Source organism: Streptococcus fermentans, assembly GCF_040888305.1.
Lineage (GTDB): Bacteria > Bacillota > Bacilli > Lactobacillales > Streptococcaceae > Streptococcus > Streptococcus fermentans.
Genome location: NZ_JBFNFG010000002.1, coordinates 301,612 through 326,137, shown reverse-complemented (window position 1 = coordinate 326,137; position 24,526 = coordinate 301,612). Strand labels below are relative to the sequence as shown.

The following is a 24,526-nucleotide window of genomic DNA, read 5'->3' as shown; positions in this document are numbered from 1 at the left end:
ATAATATCCATAGGGGATTTACCCACTACAAATATTATAGAGCCAAAATATTAAGAAATAATTTCGCACATAAATTCCCTGTATTTTCACTATTCTAGGTGGAAATTAAAGATTTTTAAGCATATTTTTGGTATAATAATACCCAGGAAAAACTAGAGAAAAGAAGGAGGTAGAGATGGAAAAGTATTTATCGGTTACAACTTTGACCAAGTATTTAAAAATGAAATTCGATAAAGACCCCTACTTGGAACGGGTCTATTTAACTGGTCAAGTCTCTAACTTCCGCAAGCGACCAACTCATCAGTATTTTTCTCTTAAGGATGATCGTGCAGTTATTCAGGCAACCATTTGGTCAGGTATTTATCAGAAACTAGGTTTTGATTTGGAAGAAGGTATGAAGATCAATGTGGTTGGTCGCGTCCAAGTCTATGAGCCAAGTGGGAGTTATTCGATTATCATTGAAAGAGCTGAACCAGACGGTGTCGGTGCCTTGGCTATCCAATTTGAACAGCTTAAGAAGAAACTGGCAGAAGAAGGTCTTTTTCAAGAACACTTTAAACAATCTTTACCACAATTTTCAAAGAGAATTGGAGTGGTGACCAGTCGAAGTGGTGCTGTTATCCAAGATATCATCACTACAGTCAGTAGACGCTTCCCTGGTGTGGAAATTGTCTTATATCCTACTAAAGTTCAAGGTGAGGGTGCTGCAGAGGAAATTGCTCGTAATATAACTAGAGCCAATGAACGCGATGACTTAGATGTTCTGATTATCGGCCGTGGGGGAGGTTCCATTGAAGATCTTTGGGCCTTTAACGAAGAAATTGTAGTTCGAGCAATTTTTGAATCTCGTTTACCGATTATTTCGAGTGTAGGTCATGAAACGGATGTTACCTTGGCTGATTTTGTGGCTGATAAGAGAGCGGCAACGCCGACAGCTGCTGCTGAACTCGCTACACCAGTAACTAAGTTAGATCTTTTGACCTATCTTCAGAATCAAGAAAAACGCATGGCTACAGCGGTTAAGTATAGTTTGTCAAAGAAACAAGAAGCTTTGAGAATCCTCAGTCAATCGGTCATCTTCAGGCAACCAGAGCGTTTATATGACGGTTATCTACAACGCTTGGATCAGTTACAGCTACGACTGAAGCAAGGACTGAATGCTGAATTGGTTCGAAATCAACAAAAGGTGCAAGAACAAGTCCACCGTTTGGAACAATTATCACCAATTATCAAAATCCAGCGTTATCAGGATCGTATCCAACAATTAAAGAAACTGCTACGAAGTCAGATGGCTGTAACCTATGATGCAAAAGTAGCAGAAGTAAAACGCCTATCAGAAGCTCTCCTTATGCTAGATACTAGTCGAATTGTAGCCAGAGGTTATGCAATTGTCAAAAAAGGAGAAGTTGTAGTGGCTTCTGCGAAAGATTTGAAAGAAAATGACCAAGTATCACTGTTGATGAGGGACGGTCAAGTAGAATTAGAGGTAAGAGATGTCAAAACAAAAGAAATTTGAGGAAAATCTAGCAGAGCTTGAAACGATTGTTCAAAGCTTAGAAAATGGTGAAATTGCTTTGGAAGATGCTATTTCTGCATTTCAAAAAGGAATGCTCTTATCCAAAGAATTGCAGGCAACACTTGATAAGGCTGAAAAGACCTTGGTCAAGGTTATGCAAGAAGATGGAACAGAAAGTGAACTGGTATGAACAAGCAGGAAAAACTAGCTTTGGTCGAGTCAGCTCTTGAAGACTTTTATGGCAAGCAACAATTTGCGTCCAGTTTAAGAGAAGCTGTTCTTTATTCCATACATGCAGGTGGAAAAAGGATTCGTCCTTATTTGCTTTTAGAAGTTTTGGACTCCTTGAAAGTGCCTATCACCCAGGAATGTGCTCAAGTTGCGGCAGCGCTTGAGATGATTCACACAGGTAGTTTGATTCATGATGATCTTCCTGCTATGGATAATGATGATTTTCGTCGGGGGCGTTTGACCAACCATAAGGTGTATGGTGAAGCTCTAGCTATTTTAGCAGGGGATGCGCTTTTTTTGGATCCCTATGCTTTAATTGCTCAAGCTGATTTGCCGAGTCAAATAAAGGTGGATTTAATAGTTAATTTATCACTTGCTTCTGGAAGTATGGGGATGGTAGCTGGACAAGTTTTAGATATGGAAGGCGAAAGAAAACACTTGAATTTAGAGGAACTTCAGACAATTCATGCTAATAAAACTGGTAAACTTTTAGCCTTTCCTTTCCAAGCGGCTGGAATCATTGCTGGATTGGATGAAAATCTTCAGAAGCAGCTTAAAACAGTTGGCGAGTTGATTGGCCTGGCTTTCCAAGTGAGAGATGATGTGCTTGATGTTACCGCTAGCTTTGAGGAAATAGGAAAAACCCCACAGAAAGACTTGCAGGCCGAAAAGTCAACCTATCCTGCTTTGTTAGGATTAGATCAGGCGGTAGCATTTTGCAATCAAACCTTGGATCAAGCTAATGCGAAACTAGAAGAGATTAGCCGAGTTGTGAGCTTTGACAAAGAACCAATTGTGAAAATAGTAGAAAGTTTGAGAATCAATGGCTAAGGAAAGAGTAGATGTACTAGCATACAAACAGGGCTTATTTGAAACGAGAGAACAAGCCAAACGTGGTGTTATGGCTGGTTTGGTAGTCGCTGTTTTAAATGGCGAACGATTTGATAAACCAGGAGAAAAAATTCCTGACGATACAGAGTTGAAACTCAAGGGCGAGAAACTTAAGTATGTTAGTCGTGGTGGCTTGAAACTTGAGAAGGCGCTAGATATTTTTGATCTATCAGTTGAGGGACAAACGACCATTGATATCGGAGCTTCAACAGGTGGTTTTACGGACGTCATGTTGCAAAATGGTGCTAAACTAGTTTTTGCAGTTGATGTTGGTACTAACCAACTGGCATGGAAATTACGCCAAGATCCTCGTGTTTTAAGTATGGAGCAGTTTAATTTCCGTTATGCTGAAAAGACCGACTTTAATCAGGAACCAAGTTTTGCCAGTATCGATGTCAGTTTTATTTCCTTAGGCCTTATTTTGCCAGCTCTGCACCGAGTTTTAGCTGACCAAGGGCAGGTTGTTGCTCTAGTTAAGCCTCAGTTTGAGGCTGGACGTGAGCAGATTGGTAAGAATGGGATTATCAGAGATGCCAAGATTCACCAAAATGTTTTAGAATCAGTTACTAAAATGGCAGTTGAAGAAGGATTTTCAGTCTTAGGATTGGACTATTCTCCTATTCAAGGTGGTCATGGGAATATCGAGTTTTTAGCCTATTTGCGAAAAGAAGATCACGCAATCAATCAGGTTACTTCTGAAATAGAAAAAATAGTGGAGAAAGCACATAGAGAATTTAAAGATGAATAAAAAAGAGAGACTTGAGAAGATTAGAAGATTTGTTACAGATTATCAAATCGGCACACAGGAAGAAATCGTTGAACACTTGAGAGAAGCGGGTATCTCTGCTACTCAAGCAACAGTCTCCCGAGATATTAAAGAATTAGGTATTGTAAAAATTCCATTGAAAGACAATACTTACATTTATGAATTACCAAAATCAATCGTTAGAAGCTTGCAGTTGGCAGAAAATAATATTATTCATGCTGAACGCATGGGGCATATGATCAATTTGCATGTCATTCCAGGAAATACTATTTTCGTCAAGAGTCAGTTGATGACTGTTTTTTCTGACCAAATTTTTAGCTGTATTGCTGATGATAATTCCATCTTGATGGTATTGAGAAGTGAAGAAACAGCCAAGGATATTTTTGAGCAAGTTAAAAATTGGTAGGATTATATGTTACTGGAAATTTCGATTAAAAATTTTGCTATCATCGAATCAATTTCTTTGAACTTTGAACAAGGGATGACAGTTTTAACCGGTGAAACAGGTGCCGGTAAATCAATCATTATTGACGCTATGAATATGATGTTAGGAGCTCGAGCTACAACAGAAGTCATTCGTCATGGGGCACCAAAAGCGGAAATTGAAGGTCTTTTTTCAATTGAAAGTAACCGCGCGCTAGAAGAAATTTTTGATGAACAAGGATTAGAATTGAGTGATGAAATCATTATTCGTCGCGAAATTTTACAAAACGGTCGGAGCATCAGTCGTGTCAATGGACAGATGGTTAATCTTTCAGTATTAAGGACGATTGGTCAACAGCTAGTTGATATACATGGTCAACATGACCAAGAGGAGTTAATGCGCCCACATCGACATATCCAGATGTTGGATGAGTTTGGGGATGCTTCTTTCTTTGAATTAAAAGAAGCCTATCAGTTGAGCTTTGATAACTATCGCCGTATGCGCAAGCAAGTGCTTGACATCAAAAAAAATCAGCAAGAACACAAGGCGCGAATTGAGATGTTGGAATTTCAGATGGCTGAGATTGAAGCAGCTAATTTGAAAGCGGGTGAAGATATTGCCCTTAATCAAGAAAGAGACAAACTTCTTAACCATAAACATATCGCCGATACTTTAACAAATGCTTATAGTATGCTTGATAATGAAGAATTTTCAAGCCTTGCAAATGTTCGTTCGGCCATGAATGATATGGAAAGTCTTGAAGAGTTCGATCCAGAGTATCGTGAGATTTCAAACTCCCTTTCTGAATCCTATTATGTTCTAGAAGATATAACCAAGCGATTGGAATCCATTATTGATGATTTAGATTTTGATGGTAATCGTTTGATGCAGGTTGAAAGCCGACTAGATTTAATTCACACCACTACCCGTAAGTATGGTGGTAGTGTGGATGATGTCCTTGAATACTTTGCCAAAATTACAGACGAATACAATCTTCTAACAGGAAATAATCTATCTTCTGAAGATATGGAAATCGAACTCAAGAAACTTGAAAAAAATCTTGTGGATCTAGCAGGTCAAGTTGCTCAAGCTCGCCATAAAATAGCGCAGGACCTAGAAGCTGAAATCAAGCAAGAATTGCAAGACCTATACATGGAGAAAGCACAATTTCAAGTTCGTTTTAGTCAAGGAAAATTCAGTCGCGAAGGTAATGAGAGTGTTGAATTTTACATTTCAACCAACCCTGGAGAAGATTTTAAACCATTGGTAAAAGTAGCTTCTGGTGGAGAGTTGTCTCGTTTGATGTTAGCTATCAAGTCAGCTTTTTCTCGTAAGGAAGGCAAGACCAGTATCGTCTTTGATGAGGTGGATACGGGAGTTTCAGGTCGTGTAGCTCAAGCCATTGCACAAAAGATTCATAAAATTGGACAGCACGGTCAAGTATTAGCTATTTCTCACCTTCCTCAAGTCATTGCGATTGCAGATTATCAGTTCTTCATTGAAAAGATTAGCAATGAACATTCAACCGTTTCAACAGTTCGCTTGTTGACAGTTGAAGAAAGGATTGAAGAAGTCGCTAAGATGTTGGCTGGGGAGAATGTGACAGAAGCAGCATTGACTCAAGCGAGAGAATTATTACAAAGTAAGGAGAAATAAATGACAGACTATTATGTAATTGGTGATGTCCACGGAAAAGCTGGAATGTTAGAAGATTTACTTAAAACATGGGATGGTAAGACTCAATTACTCTTTCTTGGAGATTTGATTGATAGAGGAGAAGATAGTCGCCGTGTTCTTGAAATGGTCAAAGACTTGGTCGACAATCAGGGAGCTATCTGCTTATCAGGAAACCATGAGTATATGTTTTTAACTTGGTTGGATAACCCTGAAGAAAGCTATGACCACTATCGTCGAAATGGTGGGGATACAACCATTAATTCTATTTTAGGCCGTCCTCTAGATGCACCAGTAGATGGAGTAGCAGATGCAAAGCGTGTTGAGAGTGAAGCAGCCGACTTAGTGGAATTTATCCGTCAGATGCCTTTTGTCATTGAAACAGATAAGTATATCTTTGTTCATGCCGGTATTGATTTGACTTTGGATGATTGGCATGATACTACCGATTATAAGAAGGTATGGCTCAGAAAACCATTTCATGAAGCAGCCAATCATACTGGAAAAACCATTGTCTTTGGACATACACCAGTCTATGGTTTGTTGGATCAAAAACCTGGTACATCTGAACTTTGGATGACAGAAGACGGTAAGATTGGAATGGATGGAGGAGCTGTTTACGGCGGTGTCCTTCATGGGATTGTCTTTACCGACCAAGGTATGACAGAACATTACTTCATTGAAAATGACGGCTTTGTTGCTGAAGATTAGTACTCCTAACAGGGTATGGTCTTGTCAAAATGTTAAAAACAATTTATAATTAATAGATACCCTGAAAGGAAGAGAATGATGAACTTAGAAGAATTGAAAAAACGACAGGAGAAGATTCGTAACTTCTCTATTATCGCCCATATTGACCATGGAAAGTCAACACTAGCAGACCGTATTTTGGAAAAGACAGAGACAGTTTCCAGTCGTGAAATGCAGGCCCAACTTCTTGATAGTATGGACCTTGAACGTGAACGTGGAATTACTATCAAGCTTAATGCTATCGAGCTTAATTATACGGCTAAAGATGGTGAGACTTATATCTTCCACTTGATTGACACACCTGGACACGTGGACTTTACCTATGAGGTTTCACGTTCCCTAGCTGCCTGTGAAGGTGCTATTTTGGTCGTTGATGCTGCCCAAGGGATTGAGGCTCAAACACTGGCAAACGTCTATCTTGCTTTGGATAATGATTTGGAAATCCTTCCAGTTATCAATAAAATTGACCTACCAGCAGCAGATCCAGAGCGCGTGCGTACAGAAATCGAAGATGTCATTGGTCTAGATGCTAGCGAAACAGTATTGGCTTCAGCCAAGGCGGGTATCGGTATCGAAGAAATTCTCGAACAAATTGTCGAAAAAGTACCAGCCCCAACTGGTGACGTGTCAGCACCATTGAAAGCCTTGATTTTCGACTCAGTTTATGATGCCTATCGTGGAGTTATCCTCCAAGTTCGTGTCATGGATGGAGTAGTCAAACCTGGTGATAAGATTCAGCTCATGAGCAATGGTAAAACCTTCGATGTAACTGAAGTCGGAATTTTTACACCTAAAGCAGTTGGGCGTGATTTCCTTGCGACGGGTGATGTTGGTTATATCGCGGCTTCTATCAAGACTGTTCAGGACACACGTGTCGGTGATACAGTAACCTTGGCGACAAATCCAGCGACCGAACCACTTTCAGGATACAAGCAGATGAATCCGATGGTTTTCGCAGGTCTCTATCCAATCGAGTCAAATAAATACAATGACCTTCGTGAAGCTCTTGAAAAATTGCAACTAAATGATGCTAGCTTGCAGTTTGAACCAGAAACATCCCAGGCTCTTGGATTTGGTTTCCGTTGTGGTTTCCTTGGACTTCTTCATATGGATGTTATTCAGGAACGTTTGGAACGTGAGTTTAACATCGACCTTATTATGACTGCACCATCTGTTATCTACAAGGTTAATCAGACTGATGGTGAGTCTATGGATGTGTCTAACCCATCCGAGTTCCCAGATCCTACAAAGATTGCAACTATCGAAGAACCTTATGTTAAGGCACAAATCATGGTACCGCAAGAATTCGTCGGAGCAGTAATGGAATTAGCTCAGCGCAAACGTGGTGACTTTGTGACGATGGATTATATCGATGACAATCGTGTTAATGTTATCTATCAAATCCCACTAGCTGAGATTGTCTTTGACTTCTTTGATAAGCTTAAATCTTCAACACGTGGTTATGCAAGCTTTGACTATGAATTGTCAGAGTATCGTCCATCTAAGCTGGTGAAAATGGATATCCTTCTTAATGGTGATAAGGTGGATGCTCTCAGCTTTATCGTTCACAAGGACTTTGCCTACGAACGTGGGAAACTCATCGTTGATAAGCTCAAGAAAATCATTCCTCGTCAACAGTTTGAGGTACCGATTCAGGCAGCTATTGGACATAAGATTGTGGCTCGTACAGATATTAAAGCCCTTCGTAAGAATGTTCTTGCCAAGTGTTATGGTGGTGACGTTTCTCGTAAACGCAAACTTCTTGAAAAACAAAAAGCTGGTAAGAAACGTATGAAAGCCATCGGTTCAGTAGAAGTCCCACAAGAAGCCTTTCTCAGCGTATTAAGCATGGATGAAGAATAGTCGCTATGTGAGAATAGCATAGATTGTAATAAATCGATCAGTTGATTTAGATTGAAGAAAAGTCCATTTTGGACAATTTTCTTCAATCTTTTTCTTTGTTTTGAATCACTCAATTGATTTTGTAAAGTGTCAAAATACAGTAATTTTTTGACACTTTTCTCTTCATACTTTAAAATAGAAGTGAAAGGAGAGTTATCATGAAAAAAATAATAACTTTATCTACACTTTTACTTTGTAGTCTTAGTCTAATTGCTTGTAGCAATTCAGAGAAGACAAATGAAGTAAAGACAGAAGCCTCTTCTAGTGTTCAAGAAGTTTCAAGTCAAGAGCCTAGTTCATCGCAAAAGCAGACGGAAGAAACTCAAATAGTTGGATCTGATGATTATGGATATGTGAAAATTCCTAAATCATGGGTTCATTTCAAAGAAATTGAAGGTGGAGATGACATTCAGTATTGTGATGGGACGGATGTCAATATTGTAACTCTCAATACCTTTAAACCAGAGCAGTTTGGTATTAGTGAAAGTGAGTACGCTGCGCTTGAAACTGTTCAAATCTCAACTAGTATTTATGAATCTAAACAGAAAAGTCAAGACTTTTCCAAGGTATGGGGGTCAAAATCAACTATCGGTGGCTATGAGGCCTATGTAGTAAACTGTATTGCTAAAAATGGTAAATACTTAATTATCTGGGTATTTAAATCTGATGATGGTAAGTTTAGATATGTTTCTCTTGAAGGTGTTCCAGAGGTATTAAAAAATCTCCTTCCAATGGTGGAAGAAAGTTGGACCAATAAAAAGAGTTAACATCGTGAAAACAGGAGTCATTCCTGTTTTTTTTATTATATTTATTAGGAAATTATAAAAAATATGTTTGAAATCATTAAATGTTTAATTCGTAAACAAAAAAAATAAATATCAAACAAAATACAACAAAAAAACATTGACAACGGTTTCATATAGTGTTATACTTGTACCATAAAAGTTTAATATGAAGGGAGAAGGTCATGGGATTAGATCATTTCTTTGACAAAGACCTAGTCTTTTGCTTAGAAGCAGATAATCAAGAGCAACTTTTCGATCAAGTTGCAACCCTACTGGAAGAAAAGAAAGTTGTTACAGAGACCTATCGATCGGCCTTGATTGAACGTGAAAAATCGTTCCCAACTGGTTTGGATATGGAGTTTTTAGGGAAGGATTTGCCTAACGTAGCTATCCCTCATACTGATACAATTCATAATCTAACTGAAAATGTTGTCGTGGTTCGTCTGGAAAAACCAGTCACGTTCCACAATATGATTGCACCTGATAAGGAAGTAGAAGTATCATTACTCTTCTTTATCATCAACAATTCAAGTTCAAGTCAAACAAATATACTTGCACAGTTGATGGACTTCTTTACAGGCAATGGTCATCTTGAAGCGCTGTCTAAGATTACGGAACCTGAAGCTTTGTTCCAATACATCTCAGAAGCGACTGCTTAATTTGTTAATAATTTTTATATAAAAACGGAGGAAATCCAAATGATTAAAATTCTTGCTGCTTGTGGTGCAGGTGTTAACTCAAGCCACCAAATTAAAAGTGCTCTTGAAGAAGAACTTTCTAACCGTGGGTACGATGTTCAATGTGATGCTGTTATGGTAAAAGATGTCAATGAAGACTTGATTAAAGGTTATGATATCTTCACACCAATCGCTGCTACTGATTTAGGTTTTGAACCAGGTATTCCAGTCGTTGAAGCAGGACCAATCTTGTTCCGTATTCCAGCTATGAGCGCTCCAGTTTATGACAATATTGAAGCAGCTATCAAAGAACATGGTCTAAGTTAATTATTAATTTGTAAATATTCCATAAAAATAAAGGGAGGAAAATTATGGATATCATTATCGAACTAGCCAATAAGCTGTTCAAACCTATCTTGGAAATGGGTGGACCGATCATCATGCTGATCATTTTGACTTTATTGGCTCTACTTTTTGGAGTGAAATTCTCCAAAGCGCTTGAAGGTGGTATCAAACTTGCCATCGCTCTTACTGGTATCGGTGCTATCATCGGTATGTTAAATGGTGCTTTCTCAGCGTCTCTTGCAAAATTCGTTGAAAACACTGGTATTCAATTGAATATTACCGACGTTGGTTGGGCACCACTTGCTACAATCACTTGGGGTTCAGCTTGGACACTTTACTTCTTGCTTGTGATGTTGATCGTCAACATTGTAATGCTTGCAATGAAGAAAACTGATACACTTGACGTCGATATCTTTGATATCTGGCACTTGTCTATCACAGGTCTTTTGATCAAATGGTACGCTGACAACAATGGAGTTAGCCAAGGAGTTTCACTCTTCATCGCGACTGCAGCAGTTGTTCTTGTTGGGGTTCTTAAAATCATCAACTCTGACTTGATGAAACCAACATTTGATGACCTTCTTAACGCACCAAGTTCATCACCAATGACTTCAACTCACATGAACTACATGATGAACCCAGTTATCATGGTTTTGGATAAGATTTTTGATAAACTCTTCCCAGGTCTTGATAAATACGACTTTGACGCTGCTAAATTGAATAAACGAATCGGTTTCTGGGGATCTAAATTCTTCATCGGTTTCATCCTTGGTATCGTTATCGGTTTGATGGGAACTCCACATCCAGTTCCTGGTGTTGAAGGTGCTGATAAATGGGAACTTGTTATTAAAGGTTGGTTGTCACTTGGTTTGACTGCCGGTGTCTGCTTGGAGCTCTTCTCATTGATCGGTTCATGGTTCATCGCAGCCGTAGAACCACTTTCACAAGGTATTACAAACGTTGCTACTAAACGTCTTCAAGGACGTAAATTCAATATCGGTCTTGACTGGCCATTTATCGCTGGTCGTGCTGAAATCTGGGCTTGTGCTAACGTACTTGCACCAATCATGTTGGTTGAAGCAGTGCTTCTTTCAAATGTCGGAAATGGTATCTTGCCACTTGCTGGTATCATTGCAATGGGTGTAACTCCAGCTCTCTTGGTAGTTACTCGTGGTAAATTGCTTCGTATGATTATCTTCGGAACACTCTTGTTGCCACTCTTCCTTCTTTCAGGTACACTTATCGCACCATTTGCAACAGAACTTGCTAAAGGTGTAGGTGCCTTCCCAGAAGGTGTAAGCCAAACTCAATTGATTACTCACTCAACTCTTGAAGGACCAATCGAAAAACTATTTGGTTGGGCAATTGGTAACGCTACAACTGGTGATATCAAAGCTATCCTTGGCGCATTAGTATTCCTAGTATTCTACGTTGGTATCTTTGCATGGTACAGAAAACAAATGATCAAACGTAATGAAGAATACGCAGCAAACGCAAAATAATTCGCTCCTAAAAATGTAAATTGTAAAAACTAGGTTGTCAGTTTCCAAATCTGGAGTCGACAGCCTAGTTTTTTAGGCCTTAAATAAATGGAGGTAATTCTAATGATTGAATTAAAAACAGAACAGTTAAGTGTACAGTTTCAAACTTTTGGTGGTGCACTTTCTTCGATAAAAGACAAAGATGGAATTGAATATTTGTGGCAAGGTGATCCAACTTACTGGAGTGGACAAGCACCTGTTCTATTTCCAATTTGTGGATCCGTTAGAAATGATACTGTCTTGTATGATCAAGAAGATGATAGTCAAGTAAAAGGTAAAATTCCACGTCATGGTTTGGTTCGAAAAAAAGAATTTGAATTAGTAGAACAAACAGAGAATTCTGTCACCTTTGCTATCGAAGATGACCAAGACATGTATGAGAATTATCCCTATCATTTTCGACTAGAAATAACTTATACTGTTACTGGAAAGACTATTCGAACACAGTATCAAGTTACCAATAAGGAAACAGATAAGAAAATGCCATATTTTATTGGTGGACATCCAGGCTTTAACTGTCCTTTATTTGATGATGAAGCTTATGAAGACTACTATCTTGAATTTGAAAAGCCAGAAACTTGTACAGTTCCCAAACCATTCCCAGAAACAGGGATGTTAGATTTTCAAGATAGAAGTAGCTGGTTAAAAGAGCAAAAAGAATTGGATCTAAACTATGATTTCTTTAGCTATGATGCTGTGACTTTAGATGAGTTAGCCTCGCGCTCTGTTTCCTTACGGTCACGTAAGCATGATAAGGGATTAAAACTGGACTTTGAAGAGTTTCCAAACCTCATCGTTTGGTCAACGCTTAATAAAGGTCCTTTCCTTGCTCTGGAACCTTGGTCAGGTTTGTCAACTTCACTCGAAGAGGGCGATCATCTAGAAGATAAGAAAAATGTTCGAATCTTAAATCCAGGTCAAAGTGATCAAATTGGTTTTGATATAGAAATTTTCTAAAAAATAAACAAAAACAAACATAAACTGTTGACTTTTTTAAACAATAGTAGTATATTATGTTTAGAAAGAACAATTTGTGTTTGTTTTAACAAGTTATTCTTCCAATTTCTCAAAGGAGAAGTTACAAAGAATGATTAGATAAATCATTCTTAAACTAAAATAGTCAACAAAAACTACTAGTAACTACTTGGTGATGGTCATTTTCTTTCCAGAACCAAAAAATTTTTACTGGTCTATATAAAAAAGGAGTATACAATATGTCTATTGTTATTGGTGCAGATGCTGCAGGTTTGAGATTGAAAGAAGTCGTTAAAGATTTCTTGGAAAAAGAAAACTTCCACGTTGTGGATGTTACAGCTGAAGGTCAAGACTTCGTTGATGTAACTCTTGCAGTTGCTGAAGAAGTTAAAAAAGAAGAACAAAACCTTGGTATTGTCATTGATGCTTATGGTGCAGGTCCATTTATGGTTGCAACTAAAATCAAAGGAATGGTTGCTGCAGAAGTATCTGACGAACGTTCAGCTTATATGACTCGTGGTCACAACAACTCACGTATGATTACTATGGGTGCTCAACTTGTTGGTGACGAATTGGCTAAGAACATCGCTAAAGGCTTTGTAAATGGTAAGTATGACGGCGGTCGTCACCAAATCCGTGTCGACATGTTGAACAAAATGTGCTAATACTCTTCAAAAATCAAGATAATCTGTCGTCAGCTCACTTTAGCTAACCTCAGTTATGCTCGCAGCTCGCTTCCTAAGCTAATCTTGATTTTTCTTGAGTAAGGATAAATGATATTAGATTTATATAATTAATCGGAGGGAATAACTAATGAGAATTGCAATTGGATGTGACCACATCGTAACAAATGAAAAAATGGCGGTTTCAGAATTTTTGAAATCAAAAGGACATGAAGTCATCGACTTTGGTACTTATGACCACGCTCGTACACACTACCCAATCTTTGGTAAAAAAGTTGGTGAAGCAGTAGTTAGTGGCCAAGCTGATCTTGGTGTATGTATCTGTGGTACTGGTGTAGGTATCAATAACGCTGTTAACAAGGTTCCAGGTGTTCGTTCTGCTTTGGTTCGCGATATGACAACAGCTTTATATGCAAAAGAACAATTGAATGCCAACGTAATCGGATTTGGTGGTAAAATCACTGGTGAATTGCTCATGTGTGATATCATTGATGCTTTCATCAACGCTGAATACAAACCATCTGAAGAAAACAAAAAATTGATCGCTAAAATTCAACACGTTGAAACTCATAACGACCATCAAACTGATGCCAACTTCTTTACAGAGTTCCTTGAAAAATGGGATCGTGGTGAATACCACGACTAAGAGGTGACTTATGATTTTAACAGTCACAATGAACCCATCCATTGATATTTCCTATCCTTTGGATGAATTAAAAATTGACACTGTCAACCGTGTTGTAGATGTTACGAAAACGGCTGGTGGTAAAGGTCTTAATGTTACTCGGGTCCTATCAGAATTTGGTGACTCCGTAGTCGCAACAGGACTTGTCGGTGGTAAACTTGGTGATTTTTTAGTAGAAAATATTGATGATAAAGTAAGCAAACGTTTCTTCTCTATTCAAGGTGAAACTCGTAACTGTATCGCAATTCTACATGGAGAAAACCAAACAGAAATCCTAGAAAAAGGTCCTGAAGTTCAAGAAAAAGAAGGTCAAGATTTCTTGGCTCATTTCAAAGAACTTTTAGAGACTGTAGAGGTAGTGGCCATTTCAGGTAGTCTACCAGCAGGACTACCAGTGGATTATTATGCTAGTCTGGTTGAACTTGCTAACCAAGCTGGTAAACCTGTTGTCTTGGACTGTTCAGGAGCTTCACTTCAGGCGGTTCTTGAATCTCCACATAAGCCAACAGTTATCAAACCAAATAATGAAGAATTGTCTCAACTTTTAGGAAGAGAAATTTCTAAAGACTTGGATGAATTAAAAGAGGTTCTTCAAGAGCCCCTATTTGAAGGAATTGAGTGGATCATCGTTTCCTTAGGTGCTAATGGTGCCTTTGCTAAGCACGGGGACACTTTCTATAAAGTAGATATTCCAAGAATCCAAGTTGTAAACCCAGTTGGATCTGGTGATTCTACAGTAGCAGGTATTGCTTCAGGATTGTTCCATAAAGAATCTGATCAAGAATTACTGACTAAGGCTAATGTCCTTGGTATGCTAAATGCTCAAGAAAAAATGACCGGTCATGTCAATATGGCAAACTATCAAGGCCTATATGACCAACTAGTAGTGAAAGAGGTATAAAATGGTTTTAACAGAAAATAAACGCGCTTGTATGCAAAAACTCTCTGATGAAAATGGTATCATCTCAGCTCTCGCCTTTGACCAACGTGGTGCTTTGAAACGCCTCATGGCTCAATACCAAACAGAAGAGCCAACAGTTGCTCAAATGGAAGAACTTAAAGTATTGGTAGCGGATGAATTGACAAAATACGCTTCATCAATGCTTCTTGACCCTGAATATGGATTTCCAGCTACAAAAGCTCTTGATCCAAAAGCTGGTCTTCTCCTTGCTTATGAAAAAACTGGATACGACACAACAAGTACAAAACGTTTGCCAGACTGCTTGGATGTTTGGTCTGCAAAACGTATCAAGGAACACGGTGCAGATGCTGTTAAGTTCTTGCTTTACTATGACGTCGATAGCTCTGACGAACTCAACCAACAAAAACAAGCCTACATTGAACGTATTGGTTCTGAGTGTGTAGCTGAAGACATTCCATTCTTCCTTGAAATCTTGGCTTACGATGAAAAGATTGCTGACGCAGGTTCTGCTGAATACGCTAAAGTAAAACCACACAAGGTTATCGGCGCTATGAAAGTCTTCTCAGATCCACGTTTCAACATCGATGTCTTGAAAGTAGAAGTTCCAGTTAACGTGAAATACGTTGAAGGTTTTGGTGATGGCGAAATCGTTCATACACGTGAAGAAGCAGCAGCATTCTTCAAAGCTNCGTGAAATACGTTGAAGGTTTTGGTGATGGCGAAATCGTTCATACACGTGAAGAAGCAGCAGCATTCTTCAAAGCTCAAGACGAAGCTACTAACTTGCCATACATCTACTTGAGTGCAGGTGTATCCGCTAAGCTCTTCCAAGAAACACTTGTCTTTGCTCATGATTCAGGTGCTCGTTTCAACGGTGTACTTTGTGGTCGTGCTACTTGGGCGGGTTCAGTTGAACCTTATATCAAAGAAGGTGAAGCAGCAGCTCGTGAATGGTTGCGTACAACTGGATTCCAAAATATTGATGAATTGAATAAAGTTCTTCAAACAACAGCAACTTCATGGACCGAACGTGTCTAAATTTCCCCCCTTTTATGTCCTAAAACCTAGCTAAAAAACTTTTAAAAAAAGTTGTATGTAAAGGTTTACAAAATAAAAATCTTGTGCTATACTTAAGTCACAAGTTAATAAAAAGTGAGTGTTACTAAGTAATATTAGGCATGATCACAGATGACTCAGATGTATATTTTCTGAGTTCATTTGTGGTCATTTTTTATGCTCACAAAACTTAAATATTAGGGCAAGGAGGTTGCCATGTATCGGATATTAAATCCAATGAATAACAATGTTTCTCTCGTGCGGAATAGCAAAGGAGAGGAGTTGATCGTAATTGGTAAGGGTATTTCATTCGGTAAGAAGAAGGGAGATTTGATTTCTGAGGATCAGGTTGAAAAAGTTTTTCGGATGAAAACAGAAGAGTCGCGAGAAAATTTTATGGCTCTTCTCAAGGATGTACCGCTTGATTTTATTACGGTCACTTATGAGATTATTGATAATCTTTCTAAAAAATATCAATATCCTGTCCAAGAGTATCTATACGTCACTCTGACAGACCATATCTATTGTTCCTATCAGGCTATTAGCCAAGGACGCTATAAGGATAGTAACTTGCCTGATATTTCTGCCAAGTATCCAGTCGCTTTTCAAATTGCACAAGAAGCTTTTGAAATTTATCGTCAAAAACTGACAGAAAATTTTCCTGAAGACGAAATCATTCGTATCGCTTATCATTTCATCAATGCCGAAGGTGAGAGTGAAGTCGAAGTTGTTGAGTCGATTGATAAGAGAAAGGAAATTTTAAAGAGGGTTGAAAGCGTTTTGAAGAGTTATAAAATCCAGCGAACACCTGAAAATAATAATTTCTACGACCGCTTTATGATTCATCTAAATTATTTCTTGGATTATCTGGATCGTAGTCGCGATGATAATCAATCCTTGCTCGATATGGAAGAACATATAAAGAATACCTATCCAGAAGCATTCGAGATTGGTAGCAAAATTTATGAGGTCATTGCTCAGGAAACTGGTCTTGACCTCTACAAGAGTGAACGAGTTTATCTTGTTCTACACATCCAACGTTTATTGTCATAACGCTTTACTAAAAAATATATAAGGGGAATTCTATCATGAATAGAGAAGAAGTAACATTGTTAGGTTTTGAAATCGTTGCCTATGCAGGTGATGCTCGTTCAAAATTATTAGAAGCTTTGAAGGCTGCTGAAGCTAGCGATTTTGCTAAAGCAGAAGCTCTTGTTGAAGAAGCAGCAGGTTGCATTGCGGAAGCTCACAAAGCGCAAACATCTATGCTTGCTCAAGAAGCTGCAGGGGAAGAAATTCCATACAGCATCACAATGATGCACGGACAAGATCACCTGATGACAACAATCTTGCTAAAAGATTTGGTGCATCATTTAATTGAACTTTATAAAAGAGGAGCTAAATAATGAATAAGTTAATTGCCTATATCGAGAAAGGGAAGCCTTTCTTTGAAAAACTATCTCGAAATATCTATCTTCGTGCTATTCGGGATGGATTTATCGCAGGAATGCCAGTCATTCTCTTCTCAAGTATTTTTATCTTGATTGCTTTTGTTCCAAACTCTTGGGGCTTTAAATGGTCTGATGAAGTAGTAGCACTTTTGATGAAACCTTACAGCTACTCTATGGGGATTCTAGCAGTCTTGGTAGCTGGTACCACTGCTAAATCTTTAACAGACTCCGTCAATCGTAGTATGGAGAAAACCAACCAAATCAACTATATGTCAACGCTATTGGCGGCTATTGTTGGTTTGCTGATGTTAGCAGCTGACCCAATCGAGGGTGGCTTTGCAACTGGTTTCCTTGGAACAAAAGGGTTGCTTTCAGCCTTCCTGGCAGCTTTCGTAACTGTAGCTATCTATAAGGTTTGTGTCAAGAACAACGTTACTATTCGCATGCCTGACGAAGTTCCACCGAATATCTCACAAGTCTTTAAAGACGTTATTCCGTTTACGCTTTCAGTTGTTTCTCTTTATGCTCTTGACTTGCTCGCTCGTCAATTTGTTGGTGCAAGCGTTGCAGAATCAATCGGTAAATTCTTTGCTCCATTATTCTCAGCAGCAGACGGTTATCTTGGTATTACCATTATCTTTGGTGCTTTTGCCTTCTTCTGGTTTGTCGGTATTCACGGCCCATCTATCGTTGAACCTGCCATTGCAGCGATTACTTATGCAAATGCCGAAGTCAACTTGAACCTTCTTCAACAAGGTATGCACGCTGATAAGATCCTTACATCTGGTACACAAATGTTTATCGTCACTATGGGTGGTACAGGAGCAACTCTTGTAGTTCCATTCATGTTTATGTGGTTGTGTAAGTCTAAGCGTAACCGTGCCATCGGACGTGCTTCAGTAGTTCCTACATTCTTCGGTGTAAATGAACCAATCTTGTTTGGTGCACCACTTGTTTTGAACCCAATCTTCTTTATTCCATTTATCTTCGCACCTATTGCAAACGTATGGATCTTCAAATTCTTTATTGAAACGCTTGGCATGAACTCATTTACTGCCAATCTTCCATGGACTACACCAGGACCTCTTGGTATTATCCTTGGTACAAACTTCCAGTTCTTGTCATTTGCTCTTGCAGCATTGTTAATCGTAGTGGATATTGCAATCTACTACCCATTCCTTAAAGTTTATGACGAACAAATTCTTGAAGAAGAACGTTCTGGTAAAGCCAACGATGAATTAAAAGAAAAAGTAGCCGCAAACTTCAATACTGCAAAAGCTGATGCTATCCTTGAAAAAGCTGGAGTAGAATCAGCACAAAATACAATTACAGAAGAAACCAACGTACTCGTTCTTTGTGCGGGTGGAGGAACAAGTGGTCTTCTTGCCAACGCCTTGAACAAAGCAGCAGCTGAGTACAAGGTGCCAGTTAAAGCAGCAGCTGGTGGCTATGGTGCTCACCGTGAAATGTTGCCAGAATTTGACCTTGTTATCCTTGCTCCTCAAGTAGCTTCAAACTATGAGGACATGAAGGCTGAAACAGATAAACTTGGAATCAAATTGGCTAAGACTGAAGGAGCTCAATACATCAAGTTGACTCGTGATGGTAAAGGTGCTCTTGCCTTTGTTCAAGCGCAATTCGATTGATGATAGGGACTGTAAAACAGTCTCCTATCATCACGGAAATCGCTATGGCGAATTTCCTAATCGCCTTGTTAATTCGTCGGTAAAAAGATATCGTTTTTACCTCCTCATGTCACAATTCGACTAACCTTAGGGACTGTAAAACAGACTCCTATCATCATGGAAATCGCTATGGCGAATTTCCTAATCGCTTTGTTAATTCGTCGGTAAAAAAATATCGTTTTTACCTCCTTGAGTCACAATTCGACTGACCTTGAGGACTGTAAAACAGTCTCCTGATTATATATTTATTTTCCCCCTTTATGTCACTATTTGGTGACTTTGTACAAGAAGTGAGACGGAGATGGATAGCTCACTAGCTCCTCTCCGCTCGCTTTTCATTTTATCCAATCAAGAAATAGGTGAAAAAATGACAAAAACACTTCCTAAAGATTTTATTTTCGGTGGCGCAACAGCAGCTTATCAAGCAGAAGGTGCTACGCATACAGATGGTAAAGGTCCTGTTGCCTGGGACAAATACCTAGCAGATAACTATTGGTACACAGCTGAACCAGCGAGTGATTTCTACCATAAATATCCAGTAGATTTGCAGTTGGCTGAGGAATATGGGGTAAACGGTATTCGTATTTCAATTGCTTGGTCACGTATTTTTCCAACAGGTTATGGTGAAGTAAATCCAAAAGGGGTAGAATTCTATCATAAGTTATTTGCAGAATGTCATAAACGTCATGTCGAACCGTTCGTTACTCTTCATCACTTTGATACACCTGAAGCTCTTCACTCAAACGGAGACTTCTTAAATCGTGAAAACATCGAACACTTTGTAGATTATGCTGCATTCTGTTTTGAAGAATTCCCAGAAGTCAACTACTGGACAACCTTTAATGAAATCGGCCCAATCGGTGATGGTCAATACTTAGTAGGAAAATTCCCTCCAGGGATTCAGTATGACCTTGCCAAAGTTTTCCAATCACACCACAATATGATGGTTTCTCATGCGCGTGCTGTGAAATTGTACAAAGACAAAGGGTATAAAGGTGAAATCGGTGTGGTACACGCTCTTCCAACTAAGTATCCTTTGGATCCAGAAAATCCAGCAGACGTTCGTGCTGCTGAGTTGGAAGATATCATCCACAACAAATTTATCTTGGATGCGACATACCTTGGACACTATTCAGATGCAACAATGGAAGGTGTAAATCACATCTTATCAGTAAATGGTGGTAGCTTGGATCTTCGTGACGAAGACTTTGCAGCACTTGAAGCAGCTAAAGATTTGAATGACTTCCTCGGAATTAACTACTATATGAGCGATTGGATGGAAGCCTTTGATGGTGAAACTGAGATCATCCACAACGGTAAAGGTGAAAAAGGAAGCTCTAAATACCAGATCAAAGGTGTTGGTCGTCGTGTAGCTCCTGACTATGTACCTCGTACTGACTGGGACTGGATCATCTACCCTCAAGGTTTGTATGATCAAATCATGCGTGTTAAGAAAGATTATCCAACCTACAAGAAGATCTACATCACTGAAAACGGACTTGGATACAAAGATGAATTTGTGGACAACACTGTTTACGATGATGGACGTATTGATTATGTGAAACAACACTTGGAAGTTATTTCAGATGCCATTACTGATGGCGCAGTAGTCAAAGGATACTTCATCTGGTCATTGATGGACGTCTTCTCATGGTCTAATGGTTATGAAAAACGTTATGGACTCTTCTATGTTGATTTCGATACACAAGAACGTTATCCTAAGAAATCTGCACATTGGTACAAGAAATTAGCAGAAACCCAAGTGATTGAATAGTACAACTAGTTATTAGGTATAGAATTTAAGCGAGGAAAGTTTATGCTCAAAGATTTTATCAAATCAATCTATGAAAAAGTTTATATTATTAACTTTGAACATTGCTCTCATGTACCATCCTTAACCAAGGAAGAACTTACAAGTCTTGGGAAATGGTATGTCTCGACGGGTAAGGAGTGGATTTGTCATTCAGACTATGAATTTGAAAAATTTCAAAAGCTATTTTTAAATTTTGTCAACGCAGATGATAAGGATAACATTTCCTTTGAATCGGATTTTATGCCATTTCAACACTAAAATATTATAAAGAGGAATCTATCTCATACTAGGGGATATTCCTCTTTTTTATCTAGATTTTACCTGAAAGTCAAAAAAATTCTTGACAGATTTATGTGATAGGAGTAAAATCTTAACTAGTTAAATAACTGGTTAATTATATAAAGAATTAACTCACTCGATCAAATCTTGTTAGATAAATAGAAAATAGAAGGAGGAGTTTTAAAAGTGATTTCGTTTTTCAGTTATATACTTAACCAGTTAAGGAAGTTCTTTAGGAAAAAGTGTAGTTCTTTATTTAACGAATAAATGAAATAGGAAGTGTGTTTTGATGAAAATCAATAAAAAATATGTTCTTGGTTCGGTAGCTCTTTTAGCATTAAGCCTTTCAAGTTATGAACTGGGGCGTTTCCAAGCGGTACAGACTAGCAAAGAGCCTAATCGTGTGGCTTATATAGAAGGGAATCAGGCTAGTACTAAGACTGAAAATCTGACACCAGATGAAGTTAGTCAGCGAGAAGGTATTAATGCTGAACAAATTGTTGTTAAAATTACTGATCAAGGTTATGTGACCTCTCATGGAGATCATTATCATTACTATAATGGCAAGGTTCCTTATGACGCTATCATCAGTGAAGAACTGCTGATGAAAGATCCGAATTATCAGTTGAAGGATTCAGACATTGTCAATGAAATCAAGGGTGGCTATGTGATTAAGGTAGACGGGAAATACTATGTTTACCTTAAGGATGCGGCTCATGCGGACAATATTCGTACAAAAGAAGAGATTAAACGTCAGAAGCAGGAACATAGTAGTAATCACGGGGGTGGTTCTAACGATCAAGCAGTAGTTGCAGCCAGAGCTCAAGGACGCTATACAACGGATGATGGGTATATCTTTAATGCCTCTGATATCATAGAAGATACAGGTGATGCCTATATCGTTCCTCATGGCAATCACTTCCACTATATTCCTAAGAGTGATTTGTCTGCCAGTGAATTAGCTGCTGCCCAAGCCTTCTTATCTGGAAAAGGCGGTCAATTAAGTACGGTTGAATATCGTTCAAGCAGAGGAGAAACAAGATTTAGTGTGAGAACTAGTCCATCTGAAACTTCTCAAAATCCTGCAACAGCTTCGGAGAGCCAAAATGAGGATTTAGCTAGTCTCCTTCAAGAATTGTACGCTTTGCCACTTAGCCAACGTCATGTGGAGTCTGATGGATTAGTATTTGACCCAGCACAGATTACAAAACGTACTGCAAATGGTGTGGCAGTTCCTCACGGGGATCATTTCCATTTCATTCCGTATTCGCAAATGTCTGCTTTGGAAGAAAAATTGGCTCGAAATCTGCCAATTGGAGGTCAGCCAGTTCAAAGTCATACTGATAATCCGAAACCAAGCAGTACTGAGAAACCAAGTTCAACCATTAAACCAAACTTTAATCTCAATACGCCGGCACCGAATCGTGGAACTGGAGGAGCCTATACAACGGATGATGGGTATGTCTTTAGTCCGACAGATGTGATTGAAGATACAGGAGACGCTTTTGTTGTACCGCACGGCAATCATTTCCACTATATCCCTAAGAGTGATTTGTCAGCAAGAGAATTGGCTGCTGCCCAAGCTTATTGGAATGGTAAACAAGGCGCACATTCCTCTACAAGTTCAAGTAAACCAAGTAGTGATAATTCTAAGCAAGCTCAACCAAGTTTGACAGAGACTCCAAATCTGACTGTCACCCCAACTTATCATCAAAATCAAGGGGAAGACATTTCAACACTTTTAAGTGAATTGTATGCCAAACCTTTATCAGAACGCCATGTGGAATCGGATGGTTTGATTTTTGAACCTGCTCAAATCACGAAAAGAACAGCAAATGGGGTAGCGGTACCTCATGGGGATCACTACCATTTTATCCCATATAGTCAGATGTCTGCGTTGGAAGAAAAGATTGCACGGATGATTCCGTTAAAAGGGCAAAATGGATTAAACGAAATTGTTACAGATATTAAACCTTTAGCATCAAAAGAAGTAGTTCATAAGTTCTTAGGACAACCAATCAAAGCTTATGGAAAAGGTTTAGATGGTAAACCTTATGATACGAGTGATGGATACATATTTACCAAAGAATCCATCGATTCTGTTGATAAATCAGGTGTTATTGCCAAACACGGAGATCATTTCCATTATATGGGATATGGTGAATTAGAACAATTCGAATTGGATGAAGTTGCCAAATGGATTCAAGAAACTGGTAAAAATCCAGATTCCATCATTTCTTCAGTACACTCAGATGAGGAGGAAAGACCAAAGTTTGATTATAAAAAAGTAACTAATAAAATTTCTAGAAATAGTAAAGTTGGTTATATAATTAATGAAGGTGGTAAAGATTATTTTTATTCACGTGAAGAACTCGATCTTACTCAAATAGCTTTTTCTGAACAAGAACTAATGCTTAAGGATCGAGATCATTATCGTTATGATATTGTAGAAACAGAAATTAAACCAAGATTAGCTGTTGATGTATCTAGCTTGCCTATGCATGCAGCCAATACTACGTATGATACTGGAACTTCTTTCATTATTCCGCATATTGATCACATTCATGTCGTACCTTATTCTTGGTTAAATAGTGAGCAAATAGCAACTATAAAATATGTAATGCAACATCCTGATGTGCGTCCTGAAGTTTGGTCAAAACCAGGTCATGATGATGCTGGATCTGTTATTGCTAATGTAACTCCTCTTGAAAAACGTCCTGGAATGGAGAACTGGCAAATTATCCATTCTGCTGAAGAAGTTCAGAAAGCTCTTGCAGAAGGTCGATTTGCAACTCCTGATGGATATATTTTTGATCCTCAGGATGTATTGGCAAAGGGAACCTATATTTGGGCAGATAAATCTTTCAGTATTCCAAGAGCGGGAGGTGGTTCATTGAGAAGTATCACTAAATCCGACTTATCAGAAGTAGAATGGAAACAAGCGCAAGACTTAATTGCCAAAAGAATGAAAGAAAAAGAATCCCAAGATGGGACGTTTACGAATAATAATGAAGAATTAAAACCTGATTCAAACAATCTTAAAAATATTGATAAAAATAAGACTGATGTAGATAAAACTGAGGAGCAACCGAAGAATAATATAGGTGTAAATGAGACTGGTACAACCAACGAAATTCCTTCAGAAAACAAGGTTGAAGATAAAGAAAACTCCAAAGAAGAAAGTGACGATGATTTACCAGACTACGGATTGGATAAAGTAACTTTAAATGAACATATAGAAAAGTTAGCAAAAATTGCACAAATCGATCCTAAGTTTCTAATTTTTCAGCCAGAAGGTGTTCAGTTTTACAATAAAAATGGTGAATTAGTGATGTATGACATTAAGACACTAAAACAAGTAAAATCTTAAAATATATTTATTCATTATAATCTAGTCGAAAGGATATTGTTCGATTTTTGATTGAATAATGTCCTTTTCTTTATTAAAAAGCTGAAATTTGCTGTCTTAAAAATT

At 38.4% G+C, this 24,526-nt stretch carries 22 protein-coding genes and 1 pseudogene; all 23 read left to right on the top strand.

Features of this window, described 5'->3' with window-relative positions:
* Positions 1–175 precede the first annotated feature (175 nt).
* The 23 genes and pseudogenes from xseA to AB2B50_RS03900 all read left to right on the top strand — a co-directional run bounded on the left by xseA (position 176) and on the right by AB2B50_RS03900 (position 24,421).
* Positions 176–1,516: an exodeoxyribonuclease VII large subunit gene (gene xseA / locus AB2B50_RS04010; protein WP_320693248.1), complete on the top strand. Its 1,341-nt coding sequence runs from the start codon at positions 176–178 to the stop codon at positions 1,514–1,516.
* Positions 1,494–1,706 carry an exodeoxyribonuclease VII small subunit gene (locus AB2B50_RS04005; RefSeq protein WP_000043228.1) on the top strand — a complete coding sequence of 71 codons (213 nt, stop codon included), beginning with the start codon at positions 1,494–1,496 and terminating at the stop codon, positions 1,704–1,706. Before xseA ends, AB2B50_RS04005 begins: the two co-directional genes overlap by 23 nt.
* Positions 1,703–2,578, top strand: a complete 876-nt coding sequence (locus AB2B50_RS04000) for a polyprenyl synthetase family protein (protein WP_320693247.1) — start codon at positions 1,703–1,705, stop codon at positions 2,576–2,578. Before AB2B50_RS04005 ends, AB2B50_RS04000 begins: the two co-directional genes overlap by 4 nt.
* Positions 2,571–3,386, top strand: a complete 816-nt coding sequence (locus AB2B50_RS03995) for a TlyA family RNA methyltransferase (protein ID WP_320693246.1) — start codon at positions 2,571–2,573, stop codon at positions 3,384–3,386. The genes AB2B50_RS04000 and AB2B50_RS03995 overlap by 8 nt, the downstream gene beginning before the upstream one ends.
* Positions 3,379–3,810, top strand: coding sequence for an arginine repressor (locus tag AB2B50_RS03990; protein WP_320693245.1), 432 nt, complete (start codon positions 3,379–3,381; stop codon positions 3,808–3,810). Before AB2B50_RS03995 ends, AB2B50_RS03990 begins: the two co-directional genes overlap by 8 nt.
* A gap of 6 nt (positions 3,811–3,816) precedes the next feature.
* Positions 3,817–5,484, top strand: coding sequence for a DNA repair protein RecN (recN, locus tag AB2B50_RS03985; protein ID WP_320693244.1), 1,668 nt, complete (start codon positions 3,817–3,819; stop codon positions 5,482–5,484).
* Positions 5,485–6,213, top strand: a complete 729-nt coding sequence (locus AB2B50_RS03980) for a metallophosphoesterase family protein (RefSeq protein WP_320693243.1) — start codon at positions 5,485–5,487, stop codon at positions 6,211–6,213. It abuts the gene before it with no gap.
* A gap of 78 nt (positions 6,214–6,291) precedes the next feature.
* On the top strand, positions 6,292–8,115 hold the full coding sequence (gene lepA / locus AB2B50_RS03975; protein WP_320693242.1) for a translation elongation factor 4: 1,824 nt from the start codon (positions 6,292–6,294) through the stop codon (positions 8,113–8,115).
* A gap of 197 nt (positions 8,116–8,312) precedes the next feature.
* Positions 8,313–8,921: a hypothetical protein gene (locus tag AB2B50_RS03970; protein ID WP_049504634.1), complete on the top strand. Its 609-nt coding sequence runs from the start codon at positions 8,313–8,315 to the stop codon at positions 8,919–8,921.
* A 200-nt stretch (positions 8,922–9,121) separates the two neighbouring features.
* Positions 9,122–9,598 carry a PTS sugar transporter subunit IIA gene (locus tag AB2B50_RS03965; protein ID WP_000521965.1) on the top strand — a complete coding sequence of 159 codons (477 nt, stop codon included), beginning with the start codon at positions 9,122–9,124 and terminating at the stop codon, positions 9,596–9,598.
* A 39-nt stretch (positions 9,599–9,637) separates the two neighbouring features.
* Positions 9,638–9,943: a PTS sugar transporter subunit IIB gene (locus tag AB2B50_RS03960; protein WP_000590576.1), complete on the top strand. Its 306-nt coding sequence runs from the start codon at positions 9,638–9,640 to the stop codon at positions 9,941–9,943.
* Between the two features lie 44 nt (positions 9,944–9,987).
* Entirely contained in the window at positions 9,988–11,463 is a 1,476-nt protein-coding gene (locus tag AB2B50_RS03955) for a PTS galactitol transporter subunit IIC (protein ID WP_045763399.1), read from the top strand.
* Between the two features lie 102 nt (positions 11,464–11,565).
* Positions 11,566–12,459: an aldose 1-epimerase family protein gene (locus AB2B50_RS03950; RefSeq protein ID WP_320693241.1), complete on the top strand. Its 894-nt coding sequence runs from the start codon at positions 11,566–11,568 to the stop codon at positions 12,457–12,459.
* A 257-nt stretch (positions 12,460–12,716) separates the two neighbouring features.
* Complete coding sequence (lacA, locus tag AB2B50_RS03945; protein WP_000029280.1) at positions 12,717–13,142, top strand: galactose-6-phosphate isomerase subunit LacA; 426 nt, start codon at positions 12,717–12,719, stop codon at positions 13,140–13,142.
* Positions 13,143–13,290: 148 nt separating this feature from the next.
* Positions 13,291–13,806, top strand: coding sequence for a galactose-6-phosphate isomerase subunit LacB (lacB, locus tag AB2B50_RS03940; RefSeq protein WP_049526277.1), 516 nt, complete (start codon positions 13,291–13,293; stop codon positions 13,804–13,806).
* Between the two features lie 10 nt (positions 13,807–13,816).
* Positions 13,817–14,746, top strand: coding sequence for a tagatose-6-phosphate kinase (locus AB2B50_RS03935; RefSeq protein ID WP_320693240.1), 930 nt, complete (start codon positions 13,817–13,819; stop codon positions 14,744–14,746).
* A gap of 1 nt (position 14,747) precedes the next feature.
* Positions 14,748–15,805: pseudogene (gene lacD, locus AB2B50_RS03930) on the top strand (tagatose-bisphosphate aldolase).
* Between the two features lie 234 nt (positions 15,806–16,039).
* A complete protein-coding gene (locus tag AB2B50_RS03925) occupies positions 16,040–16,876 on the top strand; it encodes a transcription antiterminator (protein ID WP_320693255.1) in 837 nt (278 codons plus the stop codon).
* A gap of 35 nt (positions 16,877–16,911) precedes the next feature.
* The gene (locus AB2B50_RS03920; RefSeq protein WP_049527213.1) at positions 16,912–17,229 is read left to right on the top strand and encodes a PTS lactose/cellobiose transporter subunit IIA; all 318 of its coding nucleotides are present in this window, start codon (positions 16,912–16,914) and stop codon (positions 17,227–17,229) included.
* Positions 17,229–18,920: a lactose-specific PTS transporter subunit EIIC gene (locus AB2B50_RS03915; protein ID WP_320693254.1), complete on the top strand. Its 1,692-nt coding sequence runs from the start codon at positions 17,229–17,231 to the stop codon at positions 18,918–18,920. The genes AB2B50_RS03920 and AB2B50_RS03915 overlap by 1 nt, the downstream gene beginning before the upstream one ends.
* A gap of 406 nt (positions 18,921–19,326) precedes the next feature.
* Positions 19,327–20,733: a 6-phospho-beta-galactosidase gene (gene lacG / locus AB2B50_RS03910; protein WP_320693253.1), complete on the top strand. Its 1,407-nt coding sequence runs from the start codon at positions 19,327–19,329 to the stop codon at positions 20,731–20,733.
* Positions 20,734–20,775: 42 nt separating this feature from the next.
* A complete protein-coding gene (locus AB2B50_RS03905; protein ID WP_320693252.1) occupies positions 20,776–21,030 on the top strand; it encodes a DUF3884 family protein in 255 nt (84 codons plus the stop codon).
* 310 nt (positions 21,031–21,340) lie between these two features.
* Positions 21,341–24,421 (top strand): pneumococcal-type histidine triad protein, encoded by a 3,081-nt coding sequence (locus AB2B50_RS03900; protein ID WP_320693251.1) that lies wholly within the window; start codon positions 21,341–21,343, stop codon positions 24,419–24,421.
* Positions 24,422–24,526: the final 105 nt, after the last annotated feature.